The organism is Nocardioides maradonensis, from assembly GCF_054777115.1.
In genome coordinates this window covers 1-11,941 of sequence record NZ_BAAHAZ010000032.1, presented here as the reverse complement: position 1 = coordinate 11,941, position 11,941 = coordinate 1, and the positions used below count along the sequence as shown (strand labels likewise).

Here is an 11,941-nt window from a genome sequence, read left to right as displayed (position 1 = left end):
GACTCAACTTGCCGCTCGACGGCCATTGGTGGCGCCCCGCCCGCCGCCCAGAGCCATCAACCCCGCCGAGACGACGTCTTGTTCAGCAGCGTCCTAGCCCGCGGGCACGGGCGAGAGGTGCTCGTGGAGCGCGAGCAGCCCGTCCGCCGTCCGGGTGAAGACGATCGTCTCCCGCTCGTCGGAGGCCGTCCGCTCACCGTCGACGTCGACGACCGTGTGCACGCGGTGGCTGAACACGGCGGTGTCGCCGAGCACCTGCACCAGGCGTTCGGTGCTGGCGCACGAGACCACGCGCCAGCCCTCGTCGAGCCAGCCCTGCCAGACGTCCTCATAGGTCGCGCGGTCGTCGAAGCGGTAATGCTCGGGGTGGAACACGAAGGTGGCGTCGGGCGCGAAGCAGGCGAAGTACGCCGCCGTGTCGGTCGCCGCGAAGGCGTCGACCAGCGTGTCGGCGGCCGCGAGCACCTCACGCTCGGTGAGCGCCGTCCTCACGACCGGCCCGGGAGGATGCTGAGCAGCTCGTAGACGGTGTGGGCGGCCGCGATGCCGGTGATCTCGGCGTGGTCGTACGCCGGCGACACCTCGACGATGTCGGCGCCGATCACGTTGAGGCCCTCGAGTCCCCGCAGGACCTCCAGGAGTTGCATGCTGCTCAACCCGCCGGCCTCCGGCGTACCGGTGCCGGGGGCGAAGGCCGGGTCGAGCACGTCGATGTCGAGCGACACGTAGACCGGGCGGTCGCCGAGCCGCGCACGCACCCGGTTGATGATGTCGTCGAGCGGCTGGCGGGCGAAGTCGCGGCAGTTGACCGCCGCGAACCCGAGCTTCTCGCTCTCGTCCAGGTCGAGCCGGCTGTACAGCGGGCCGCGCAGGCCGACGTGCATCGAGTGCTCGAAGTCGATCAGCCCCTCCTCCGACGCCCGACGGAACGGCGTGCCGTGGGTGTAGGGCGCACCGAAGTAGGTGTCCCAGGTGTCGAGGTGGGCGTCGAAGTGGAGGACCGCGATCGGGCCGTGGCGCTCGGCCTGGACCCGCAGCAACGGCAGCGCGATGGTGTGGTCGCCGCCGATGGTGACGAGGCTCCGGCTGGTTCCGGACAGCTCGCGGGCCGCGCCCTCGATCTGGGAGATCGCCTCGCCGATGTCGAACGGGTTCACGCCGAGGTCGCCTCCGTCGGCGACCTGGGCCCGGGCGAACGGCTCGCTGTCCTGGGCCGGGTTGTAGGGCCGCAGCAGCCGCGAGCTCTGCCGGATGTGCGACGGCCCGAACCGCGCGCCGGGGCGGAAGCTCACGCCGGTGTCGAAGGGGACGCCCCAGATCACGGTGTCGGCGTCGCCGAGGTCGTCGAGCCGAGGAAGCCGCGCGAAGGTCGCGAAGCCGCTGTAGCGCGGGTCGAGCGAGGCGTCGACGGGGCCGACGGGCGGGTTCTGGTTGGTCATGCGGGCACCTCTCCGAGAGTGACGGGTTCCTGGGTCAGGGTGGCCTCGGCGGCCAGGTCGATGGTGCGAGCGAGCACGAGGTAGACGACGGCGGTGACGACCAGCCCGACGAGCCAGGCGAGGTCGACCTCGTTCATGGTCTTCGCGAACGGACCGACGAAGTCGAAGAGCTTGGACCCGTCGGCGCGCGTCATGTGGATGACCATGAACGGAATCTCGGCGAGCAGGCCGGCGGCGTACGCCGTCAGGCCGCGCCACGACCACACGCCGTAGATGCCCTCGACCCGGAACAGCTCGCTGATCGAGTAGTGGCCGCGGCGGACGACGAAGAAGTCGACCAGGTTGGTGGCCGTCCACGGCACGAGCAGGTAGAGCATCAGCGTGAGCGCGACGAAGACCGTGGTCACCGCACCGGCGCTGATGGAGAGGCCGATGACGAACCAGACGACCGTGAGCCCCACGATCGCCATGATCCGCGCGAGGCGCGAGGGGGTGAACGGGCGGAAGCAGTCGATGGTCGTGAGCACGGTGAGCGCTCCGCCGTACGCGTTCATGCCCATCGTCGCGACGAGGGCGAGCGCGGACAGGGCGGCGACGATGCTGCCGAGGTGCGGGATCACGTTGTTGCCGGCGAGCTGGAGCCCGGCGAGACCGTCGGTGGCACCGAGCCGGGTCGCCATCCAGGCGCGCCGAGGGTGATCAGCCAGATCGCCGCACCGCTGGCGCCCACGAAGACGGAGGCGATGACGGCGGCCGGCTTGGTGTTCGCGGGCAGGTAGCGCGAGTAGTCCGGGACGTACGGCGCGTAGGTGATGTTGTACGCCGCGGCGGCTGACAGCTGTGCCATGAACGCGACCCAGGTGAAGCCGCCGGGGTCGGCGGGGGCGCTGCCGCCGCCGTGACCCAGCAGCACGCCGAGGGTGAGGATCGTGGTCAGCGGGAGCAGCAGGAGCAAGATCGAGCGGAAGGCCCGGTGCAGCCAGTCGTGGCCGAGGATCGCGAGCGCGGCCGCGATGAGCGCGGCGCCGATGGCGACGACGTGGGCGTTCCAGCCGAAGGTGTCCTGCAGGCCGAGGCCGACCAGCACCTGGTCGGCCACGTTGAAGGCCAGGTAGGTGAACAGCGTCGCGCCCAGCGGGATGATCACGCCGCGGTAGCCGAACTGACCGCGGGACTGGATCAGCTGGGGCAGGCCGAGCTGCGGGCCCTGCGAGGCGTGGAAGGCCATGAACAGCGTGCCGATCAGGATGCCGAGCGCGCCGGCGACGGCGGTCCAGCCGAAGGAGAGGCCGAGGCTCGGGCCGATGAAGCCGATCGGGATCGAGAAGTACTGGAAGTTGCCGGTGAACCAGAGCGGCAGCTGGTGCCACAGCTTGCCGCGGCGCTCGACATGGGGGACCCAGTCGATCGAGCGGAGCTCGATCAGGGGCGCCGGAGCGAGACCGGTGTCGGCGGGTGCTGTCTCCATCGGGCAGTCCTTCGTTCGGAGGGCCGGTGCGGAGTGAGGTGGACCACAGCCCCGCGTTGTTCTATGGTGGACAGAAGTTTCGTATTAGTCAACCCCGTGCTCGGTCAAGAACCCCGCCCCCACCGTTAGGGTCAGCCCATGGTCAAGTCCGTCTCCGCCGAGCCCGGCCAGCGCGCCCGGATCGGCGCACGCCTGCGCGCCGCACGGGTGCGCCAGGGTCTGACGCTCGACAACGTGGCCGGCGCGGCCGGCGTCACCAAGGGCTTCCTGAGCCGCCTCGAACGAGACGAGACCTCCCCCAGCGTCGCGACGCTGCAGGTGATCTGCGAGGTGCTGTCCCTCCCGATCGGGTCGCTGTTCGAGGCGCCGGAGCACGACGTGGTGCGGGCCGAGGAGGCGCCCGGCATCCTGCTCGTGGGCGACGGCGTCGACGAGCGCCTGCTCACCCCGCGCGGGCAACCGCAGGTGCAGGTCGTGCGCTCCACGGTCCAGTCCGGCGGCTCCGGCGGCGACGACCTCTACACGCTCGACTGCGACGTCGAGATCGTCCACGTGCTCAAGGGGCGGATCGAGGTCGTCATGGTGGACACCACCGTCCGCCTCGGACCCGGCGACACGCTCACCTTCAAGGGTCGCGAGCCGCACACCTGGCGCAACCTCGACGAGAAGAGGTCCGCGGAGCTGATGTGGATCATCGCTCCCGCGGCCTGGGGATAGCCCCCAACCACCGATCCACCGCGTAGCGAGCGGCGTCCGGCGGGTGCGATCGCAAGGCGCAGGCGCGATGGCGGCCTTGTTGTGCCTTCGAGCGTCTGCAACGCGGCGAGCGCGCCCGTCGGGCGTCGCGTAGTAGCGGTGGATCGGTGGATGGGGGCGCTGCCCCCGCTACTTCCGGGACTTCAGCGCCTCGGACAGCGAGGCCACGGCGTCGGCCGACGGTGATGCCGCTTCGGCGTTGGCGTCCGCGAGCTCGGCGAGCAGCTCGGCGCGGTGGACCGTGACCGAGCGTGGCGCGTCGATGCCGATGCGGACGACGTCGCCACGCACCTCCAGGACGGTGACGGTGACCTCGTCGCCGATGACGACGCTCTCCCCCACCCGACGCGAAAGAACAAGCACAGGGTCGACGTTACCCGAAGATCGGCGCCGCGATGGGCAGCTCGGGGTCGTCCAGGATCACCTGGCAGGCGCGCTGGTTCACGGTGTTGAGCACGATGGGCGCCCGCAGGTTGAGGGTCGTCTCGGCGAGCGAGGCCCCGGCCCGCACCACGACGAGGACGAGCACGTCGTCCGCCGAGGTGATCGCGAGCTCCTCGACCACGTCGTCACCGATCACCGGGGCGTAGCCCGGGTGGAACGTCGCCGGCGGTACGACGACGAACTCCAGGCCGGACCCGCCCAGCGAGCGGAACCCGAAGAGCACACCCTCGTCATCCATCCGCACCAGGGCGAACCGGTCGTCGTCGGGGAACCCCGGGAGCGGCCGCACGATGTCGATGACCGGCACCTCCACGAGACCGGTCGCGGGGGCGGCGGTCTCCCCTGTCTGCATGGCCATCATCATCACTCAGTCACCCGGTTCAGCTCAGGAAGTCCAGCAGGCTGCGCTGGATCGTCTTCGAGGTCGCGGCGAGCGCCGCCTGGTAGGCCACCTGCTGGCTCTGCAGGTCGACCGTCGCCGATGCGAGGTCCACGTCCTCGAGGGTCGAGAGGCTGGACTTCATCTGCAGCTGTGCCCCTGACGCCGCGTCGCTGGCGTTCTGCACCTGCTGGTAGACCACGCCGGCCGACGTACGGGCCGAGGTGATCGTGTCGATGCGGGCCTGCATCGCACTGACCCCCGCCGAGATGCCGGCGTTGTTGCCCGACCGCAGCGCGGTCGAGAGGTCGGAGAGCTCCTGGAAGACCGAGGCCGCGCCGTTGCCGAAGACGGTGGTGCCGTCCACGTTGACGTTCACGCTCACCCCGTCGGCGATCCGCCGGCTCACGTAGCCGGTGGTGCCGACGTACGTCCCGCTCGCGTCGTACGCCGAGGAGCCGCTCGTCACGCCCCCGAACACCGGCCGGCCGAGGTACGTCGCGTTCGCGTCGGCCAGCACGCTGGCCCTGATGCCGTCGATCTCGTCGGCCAGCGAGTCCAGCGCCGCCGTGCCCATGGTGCCGTTGTTGGCGCCCTGGAGGGCGAGCGTGTACGCACGCTGCACCTGGGTCGTGACCGAGCCGAGCGTGGAGTCGATCTGGGTCAGCCAGCCCAGCCCGTCGGAGGCGTTGCGGGCGTGCTGGGCGGTCGCGGCCATCGCGTCGCGCAGCCGCATCGCGGCCGTGGTGTCGGTGGGGTTGTCCGACGGCCGGTTGAGCAACCGGCCGGTGGACAGCTGCTCCTGGGTCCGCGCCATCCGGCCGAGGGTGCGCTGGACCGCGTCGATCGAGCTGCTCGTCGACATCCGCTGGGTCACGCGTCCGATCACCATGGCTACCTCCCGACCAGACCGGTGTGGTTGATCAGGGTGTCGAGCATGTCGTCGAGGGTCGTCATGACCCGTGCGGCCGCCTGGTAGCCGCGCTGGGCCGTCACCAGGTTGACGGTCTCCTCGTCGATGCTGACGCCGGCCTGCTGCTCCCACGAGTCGTCGAGCGAGCCGGTCAGCGTGGACTGGTTGGAGGCCTGCTGGTCGATGGCGGCCACGCGCGTCCCGAAGCCGTTGACCAGCTGCTGGTACGCGTCGCCCACCGCGGTGGTCGAGGTGCTGAGCGCGTCGGCGTTGCCGCCGTCGAGGTTCCCGCCGGCCAGGGCCGAGGCGGCGACCAGGGTGGGATCGGTGATGGCGACCGCGAGCGACCCCGCCGGGTCGGAGGCGTTGTAGCTGAAGAACGCAGCACCCGGGTTGCCCGCCAGGTCGTAGCCGCCCTGGTGCAGGCCGTTGATCGTGGTCGCGAGCTGCTGCGCGATCGCGTCGAGCCCCGCCTTGTAGTCGGGCAGCGTCGTCGTCAGCAGGTCGGTCACGGCACCGGCCTCGCCGCCGAGCGCGCCCCCGACCGGCGTCGAACCCGACGCGGAGTCGATGCGGAAGGTGATCGGGTTGCCGTCCGCAGCGCCGCTGGAGGTGATGCCGGTGTCGATGACCAGCGTGCCGGCGCTCTGGCCGGTGACGAGGGCGGTGCCGCCGACGGTGACGTCGTACATGCCGTTGGCCTCGGTGGCCACGGTGCCGCCGGCCAGGTTGGCCAGCTTGAGGGCGAGCTGGTCGCGCTGGTCCTTGAGGGTGTTGACGTCGAGGCCGGACTGCTCGCCCTGCAGGATGTGCAGGTTCAGCGTCGCGAGGCCGGCGGCGGCGGTGTTGATGTCGGACACGTTCGACATCAGGTGCAGCCGCTGGTCGGCCTCCTCACCGGTGATGTTGTTGGCCTGGGCGTTGACGGCGCGCGCCAGGGACTGGCCGTCGCCGAGCACCTGCTGGCGCGACGCCGCGTCGCCCGGGTTGTTCGCGAGGTCCTGCCAGGAGGCGTTGAAGGTCTGCAGCGCCGCGGCCACGCCGCTGTCGCCGGGCTCGCCGATGCCGTCCTCGACCCGGCCCAGCACTGTCTGCTGCGTGGCCAGGTAGGTGAGACCCGCGTGCTCACGGCGGACACGGGAGGTGAGCAGCTGGTCCGTCGTACGGTCGACGCCCTGGACCGCGACACCGTCGCCGTGTCCGTCGTACGTCGACCAGAGCGCGACCGCGCCGGCACTCACCGAGCCGCCCTGGACGGTACGCCGGACGTAGCCCTCGGTCGACGCGTTCGAGATGTTGTTGCTGGCCGTGTCCATGAGGACCTGGTTGTAGCGGAGCCCCGTCAGCGCGGAGCCGAGCGAGGAGAAGGTGCCGGTCATCAGAGGCTCCTGTCGACGAGTCGGCGGCGCGGCGCCTCGGCGACCGAGCGGCCGTCGTGGGTGTAGCTCTCCGTCGACGTACCGCCGATGGAGAGGAGCGTCTCCTGGGCCGACCGGAAGCCGGCGCTGAGCAGGCCCTTGTTCTCCTCCGACAGCTCCGCGATCTCGCGGGCGGCGGCCAGGAAGGCGTCGCGGTGCTCGAGCAGGATCCCGCGCCACGGGTCGCCGGCGGCCTCGGCGAGACCGGCCAGCGAGGGGTTCGGCGTCATGCCGAGCTCCTCCGCGGCCTCGTCGGCCGCGACCGCCCGCAGCACCTCGGTGGACCGGATGTCGGCGAGCGTCTCGTCGATGTCGCGGGTCGCGCGAGCCAGCCACCTGGTCCGGCCGCTGGCCAGCACCAGGCGCTCGACCTCGAGCTCGTAGGCGAGGTGCTCGAGCAGCTCGCGTTCGCGCCAGAGGATCTGGGACAGCTTGTCCACGTCGTCAACCTTTCCGGTTCGTGATCGCCGGATTCATCGGCGCCCGGACGTGCCGACCTGAGCGGTTCGCACGATCGTGCAGATACAGGCGATCGGTCAGCGCCTCTGACGTGGCCGGATCGGGCGGGACTAGTCACCCCGACTACTTCGGACTAGGACCGGCAGGGACCCATGTCCTGATTTCGCCCGAATGAGGACCCGTTGGGTCCCGAAATCGTTCCGCTACCACGTTCGACAGCACCACTGTGCTCCACGTGAGCCAGCCATTCGAGACCCCCGCATCCGCTCTCGGGACGCCCGTCGAGACCCCCGCCGAGGAGCAGCTGATCACCAGCCACATGCAGCTGGTCGGGCACATCGTCCGCGAGACGATGGGCCGGGTCCCGAGCCACGTGAACCGCGACGACCTCACGTCCGCGGGCCTCACGGCGCTGGTCCTCGCGGCCCGTGCGTACGACGCCGAGCGCGGCGTTCCCTTCGACCGGTACGCCGCCACCCGCATCCGCGGCGCGCTGCTCGACGAGCTGCGGTCCATCGACTGGGCCTCCCGCTCGGTACGCCGGCGAGCGCGCGACCTGTCGGAGACCCGGTCCGCGCTGGCGAACGCGCTGGGCCGCACCCCCTCGGTGACCGAGGTGGCGCGCGCGGCCGGCCTGACCGAGGACGAGGTGGCCGCCAACGACGACGACGTCGCCCGCGCCCAGGTGCTGTCGCTGCAGGGCTCGACGACCACCCCGATCGACGAGCTGGTCCCCCACCGGGCGCCGTCGCCGGAGGACCTGCTGGAGCGGGCCGAGAAGCTGGAGTACCTGCGCGAGGCGATCGAGGAGCTGCCCGACCGGCTGCGGATCGTGGTCCACGACTACTTCTTCGCGGAGCGCCCGATGGCCGACATCGCGGCCGAGCTCGGCGTGACCGACTCCCGCATCTCGCAGATGCGCGCCGAGGCGCTGGTGCTGCTGCGCGACGCGCTCAACCACGCGCTCGAGCCGGGCCTGGTCAAGCCCGTTCCCGGCAAGGCCGGCGGGGTCGCGCACCGGCGCCGCGAGGCCTACTTCGCGGCGGTCGCGGCCCGGCACGCCCAGGGCGCCGCTCGGCCGCTGCGCGCGGTCGACCAGGTCGCGGGCTGAGTTTTCGACGTACCTCTCAGGTCCTCCGGACCACCGCCGAATGAGACCGGCGAAGAGCCCACGGACGGGCTCGGACAGCAAGAAACTCCAGGAAGGAAACGGCCATGAGCCTCCGCATCAACACCAACATCGACGCCCTCACCGCGTACCGCAACCTCAGCACCACCCAGACGTCGATGTCCTCCTCGGTCGAGCGCCTCTCGTCCGGCCTGCGCATCAACAAGGCTGCCGACGACGCCGCCGGCCTCGCGATCTCGCAGGGACTCACCGCCCAGATCAACGGCATCGGCCAGGCCGTCCGGAACGCCCAGGACGGCATCAACGTCGTCCAGACGGCCGACGGCGCCCTCACCGAGGTCCAGTCGATCCTGCAGCGTGCGCGCACCCTGACCGTCCAGGGCGCGAACGACAGCAACGACACCAACGCCAAGACCGACATCACCACCGAGATCGGCCAGCTCTCGACCGAGCTCGACCGGATCTCGCAGACGACGTCGTTCAACGGCAAGAACCTGCTCGACGGCACCGCCGACCTGTACTTCCAGGTCGGTGCCAACAGCGCGACCGCGAACGCGAACAACCAGATCCACGTCGACCTCACCTCCGGTGGCGCCAACGCCGTGGACGTCTCCGGCGCGACCCTGCTGGGTGCCGCCGGCACGCTCACCGGTGCCGACACCGCGACGACCTGGTCGAACGCGCTGGACAGCCTGGACACCTCGATCCAGACGGTCTCGACCCTCCGCTCGAACCTCGGTGCCATCCAGAACCGGTTCCAGCACACGGTCAACAACCTGTCGGTCACCCAGGAGAACCTGCAGGCGTCCAACAGCTCGATCATGGACACCGACATGGCGTCCGAGATGAGCAACTACACCCGCACCCAGATCCTGTCGCAGGCCGGTACGTCGATGCTCAAGCAGGCCAACTCGGCCGCGCAGAGCGTGCTGTCCCTGCTCCAGTGATCCGGCTGGTCCAGCAGTGAACGAGTGCCGGTGGGGCTCCGGCCCCGCCGGCACTCGCTGCTTCCTCCCCCACTGACAGGAGTCGTCGATGAGCAGCGGCACGACCACCAGCGCCACCGGCGCCATCCAGATCAGCGGCATCTCCAGCGGCCTGGACACCTCCTCGATCATCAGCTCGCTGATGGCCGTCGAGTCCGCGCCGCAGACCGCGATCAAGAACCGGGTCACCGCGCAGCAGGCGCAGGTCAGCGCGCTGCAGTCGATCAACACCGCGCTCGCCGCGATCAGCACGACCTCCGACAGCTTCCGGACCGGCAGCACCTGGACCCAGCTCAAGGCGACCTCGTCGGACTCCTCCGTCACCGTGTCGGCCACCAGCGCCGCCACCCAGGGCAACCTCTCGCTGACGGTCAACTCGATCGCGAGCTCCGCCCAGCTGGGCTACGCCAGCTCGGCCGCGCTCACCGACGTCGTGGCCACCGCGGGCACCACGCTCCAGGTGTCGATGAACGACGGCTCCGTCGTGTCCGTCGACACCGGCGACGGCAAGCTCTCCACACTCATCACGAACCTCAACAAGGCCACCGGGTCCTCCGGGCAGAGGCTGCTCCAGGCCAGCGCGGTCGACGCGGGCAACGGCCAGGTACGGCTGCTGGTCGCGGCGGCGGCCACCGGCGCGGGGTCGATCTCGGTCGCGACCTCCGACGGCAGCACGCTGCTCGGCGGCGCCGTGTCGGTCGCCGGCTCGGACGCCTCGGTGTCCCTCGGTGCCGGGATCACGGTGACGTCGTCGAGCAACACGTTCAGCTCGCTGCTGCCCGGTGTCTCGGTGACCCTGGGCGGCGCGACCCCGGTCGGTACGCCGATCGCGATCACCGTCGCCGACGACGGCGCCTCGCGGGCCAACGGCGTGAACCAGTTCGTCAAGCAGATCAACGAGCTGATGTCGCAGATCGGCGCGCAGACGAAGTACAGCTCGTCGCTGGGCTCCTCGTCGGCACCCAAGACCAACGACGCCGGCATCCTCGCCGGCAACCAGGACCTCGCCTCGGTCGTGAACGCGCTGCGGATGACCATCTTCCCCAGCGACGGCACCTCGTTGGCGTCGTACGGGCTGGACATCGACCACGACGGCAACCTGACCTTCGACACCGACAAGTTCCAGGCCGCCTACCAGGCCGACCCGTCCGGCGTACAGGCGGCGTTCACGGGCACCGACGGCTGGGTGTCGCGCGTCCTCAAGGTCTCCGACGGCGCGAGCCTGCCGGCATCCGGGACGATCAGCCAGTCGATCAAGGCGATGAACGACCGGATCGCGTCGGAGAACGACGACATCGACGCGTGGGACGCGCGGCTGGCCATGAAGCAGACCGCGCTGGAGACCATGTACACCAACCTCGAGACGACGCTGAGCAAGCTGCAGTCCCAGCAGTCGTGGCTGACCTCCGCCCTGTCCTCACTGGACGGCGGCTGGTCCCAGAACAGCAGCAAGGGCTGACCCCGGGAGATCCCATGACCACCACACAGTTCTCAGCACGTACGGCGTACCAGGGCAACTCGGTCGCGACCGCGACCCCCGCCCGGCTCCTCGTGATGCTCTTCGAGCGCCTCGTCCTCGACTGCGAGCGGGGCCTGCGGGCCCTCATCACCGAGGACATCGAGGCCGCCCACGTGCAGCTCGTCCACGCGCAGGCCATCGTCACCGAGCTGCAGTCCTCGCTCGTCGTCGAGGGCATGCCCGCCGGCCGCGAGCTGCTCGCGCTCTACGGGTTCCTGCAGCGGCGACTGATCCAGGCCAACGTCTCGCACCAGCCGGTCGCCGCGAAGGACGCTCTCGTCGTCGCGCGCGACCTGTGCGAGACCTGGAAGGCCGCGGCCCTGCTCGCGGCCGGGAGCGCGTCGTGAGCGGCGACCCCGCCGTCGCCGGCTGGCAGTCCGCCCTCGACTCGCTCGAGGAGCACGTCGGCGAGGCCGAACGCCTGGTCCGGGGGCGCCTGGGGGGCGCCCCCGCCTCGTGGTCCGCACCCGGCGAGCTCGGCCCGGTCCCCGACGAGTTCCTCTTCCGCGCCCGGCAGCTGCTGCGCCGCCAGCAGGCCATCATCGACGCCATCCCCGGCATCATGTCGAGCACCGGCGACCAGCGCCGGGTGGTGGGGCGGATCGCCGAGGCCACCGTGCGGCCGGTGGTACCGGTCTACATCGACGTCGCGACCTGACCCCTCGCTCGGCCCCGCGCTCGCCGTTGTCGAGGAGCTCGCGCAGCAACCCTGGGTCACGCGGTGGTCGAGGAGGTTGCGCAGCAACCGTCACGCGACCTCTCCGGGTGCTCTACGGGGCTGGTCGTTGGCGGCCGCACCGTAGCCCGTCGTGCCCCGGGGTCAAGGGTGCCTCCGGCATCGCTGCGCGACGCCTGCGGCGCCCTTGACCCCGGGTCCCTCACGACGGGCTTGCACGGCGCGGAGTCGGCACGGGCTTCGCCCGCGCCGCCGCTTCGCGGCCGCCACGGGGGTGCGCTCGACCGCGCCGCTGGTCGAGGCGGTAGCGCAGCAACCGACACGAGACCCGGCGCCATGCTCTCGGGGCCGGCCG

The 11,941-nt window shown here is 70.8% G+C and carries 15 protein-coding genes; 6 read left to right on the top strand and 9 right to left on the bottom strand.

Annotated features, from left to right (window positions below; all coding sequences use genetic code 11):
• Positions 1-93 precede the first annotated feature (93 nt).
• From ACYVAQ_RS23130 to ACYVAQ_RS23115, 4 genes are read right to left on the bottom strand one after another with little or no spacing between them, the layout of a single operon-like run.
• Complete coding sequence (locus tag ACYVAQ_RS23130) at positions 94-492, bottom strand: YybH family protein (RefSeq protein WP_460792968.1); 399 nt, start codon at positions 490-492, stop codon at positions 94-96.
• On the bottom strand, positions 489-1,439 hold the full coding sequence (gene speB / locus ACYVAQ_RS23125; RefSeq protein WP_460792967.1) for an agmatinase: 951 nt from the start codon (positions 1,437-1,439) through the stop codon (positions 489-491). The genes ACYVAQ_RS23130 and speB overlap by 4 nt, the downstream gene beginning before the upstream one ends.
• Entirely contained in the window at positions 1,436-2,119 is a 684-nt protein-coding gene (locus ACYVAQ_RS23120; protein ID WP_460792966.1) for a hypothetical protein, read from the bottom strand. Before ACYVAQ_RS23120 ends, speB begins: the two co-directional genes overlap by 4 nt.
• Positions 2,056-2,907, bottom strand: a complete 852-nt coding sequence (locus ACYVAQ_RS23115) for a purine-cytosine permease family protein (protein ID WP_460792965.1) — start codon at positions 2,905-2,907, stop codon at positions 2,056-2,058. The genes ACYVAQ_RS23120 and ACYVAQ_RS23115 overlap by 64 nt, the downstream gene beginning before the upstream one ends.
• 138 nt (positions 2,908-3,045) lie before the next feature.
• Between ACYVAQ_RS23115 and ACYVAQ_RS23110 the strand changes: the two genes are divergently transcribed.
• Positions 3,046-3,624, top strand: a complete 579-nt coding sequence (locus ACYVAQ_RS23110) for a helix-turn-helix domain-containing protein (protein WP_460792964.1) — start codon at positions 3,046-3,048, stop codon at positions 3,622-3,624.
• A 168-nt stretch (positions 3,625-3,792) separates the two neighbouring features.
• On the opposite strand, the gene csrA is transcribed toward ACYVAQ_RS23110, so the two are convergent.
• From csrA to flgN, 5 genes are read right to left on the bottom strand one after another with little or no spacing between them, the layout of a single operon-like run.
• The gene (csrA, locus tag ACYVAQ_RS23105; RefSeq protein ID WP_460792963.1) at positions 3,793-4,026 is read right to left on the bottom strand and encodes a carbon storage regulator CsrA; all 234 of its coding nucleotides are present in this window, start codon (positions 4,024-4,026) and stop codon (positions 3,793-3,795) included.
• Between the two features lie 10 nt (positions 4,027-4,036).
• Positions 4,037-4,459, bottom strand: a complete 423-nt coding sequence (fliW, locus tag ACYVAQ_RS23100) for a flagellar assembly protein FliW (protein WP_460792962.1) — start codon at positions 4,457-4,459, stop codon at positions 4,037-4,039.
• Positions 4,460-4,487: 28 nt separating this feature from the next.
• Positions 4,488-5,378, bottom strand: coding sequence for a flagellin N-terminal helical domain-containing protein (locus tag ACYVAQ_RS23095; protein ID WP_460792961.1), 891 nt, complete (start codon positions 5,376-5,378; stop codon positions 4,488-4,490).
• Between the two features lie 2 nt (positions 5,379-5,380).
• Positions 5,381-6,778: a flagellar hook-associated protein FlgK gene (gene flgK, locus ACYVAQ_RS23090; protein WP_460792960.1), complete on the bottom strand. Its 1,398-nt coding sequence runs from the start codon at positions 6,776-6,778 to the stop codon at positions 5,381-5,383.
• Positions 6,778-7,257, bottom strand: coding sequence for a flagellar export chaperone FlgN (flgN, locus tag ACYVAQ_RS23085; RefSeq protein ID WP_460792959.1), 480 nt, complete (start codon positions 7,255-7,257; stop codon positions 6,778-6,780). The genes flgK and flgN overlap by 1 nt, the downstream gene beginning before the upstream one ends.
• A 254-nt stretch (positions 7,258-7,511) precedes the next feature.
• Here flgN and ACYVAQ_RS23080 point away from each other — a divergent pair, with 254 nt between their 5' ends.
• The 5 genes from ACYVAQ_RS23080 (at position 7,512) to ACYVAQ_RS23060 (ending at position 11,568) form a co-directional block, all read left to right on the top strand.
• Complete coding sequence (locus ACYVAQ_RS23080; RefSeq protein WP_460792958.1) at positions 7,512-8,387, top strand: sigma-70 family RNA polymerase sigma factor; 876 nt, start codon at positions 7,512-7,514, stop codon at positions 8,385-8,387.
• 104 nt (positions 8,388-8,491) lie between these two features.
• On the top strand, positions 8,492-9,352 hold the full coding sequence (locus ACYVAQ_RS23075; protein ID WP_460792956.1) for a flagellin N-terminal helical domain-containing protein: 861 nt from the start codon (positions 8,492-8,494) through the stop codon (positions 9,350-9,352).
• A gap of 88 nt (positions 9,353-9,440) precedes the next feature.
• Positions 9,441-10,850, top strand: coding sequence for a flagellar filament capping protein FliD (fliD, locus tag ACYVAQ_RS23070; RefSeq protein WP_460792955.1), 1,410 nt, complete (start codon positions 9,441-9,443; stop codon positions 10,848-10,850).
• Between the two features lie 14 nt (positions 10,851-10,864).
• Positions 10,865-11,257, top strand: a complete 393-nt coding sequence (fliS, locus tag ACYVAQ_RS23065) for a flagellar export chaperone FliS (RefSeq protein ID WP_460792954.1) — start codon at positions 10,865-10,867, stop codon at positions 11,255-11,257.
• Positions 11,254-11,568 carry a hypothetical protein gene (locus tag ACYVAQ_RS23060; RefSeq protein ID WP_460792953.1) on the top strand — a complete coding sequence of 105 codons (315 nt, stop codon included), beginning with the start codon at positions 11,254-11,256 and terminating at the stop codon, positions 11,566-11,568. Before fliS ends, ACYVAQ_RS23060 begins: the two co-directional genes overlap by 4 nt.
• The last annotated feature ends 373 nt before the right edge of the window (positions 11,569-11,941 follow it).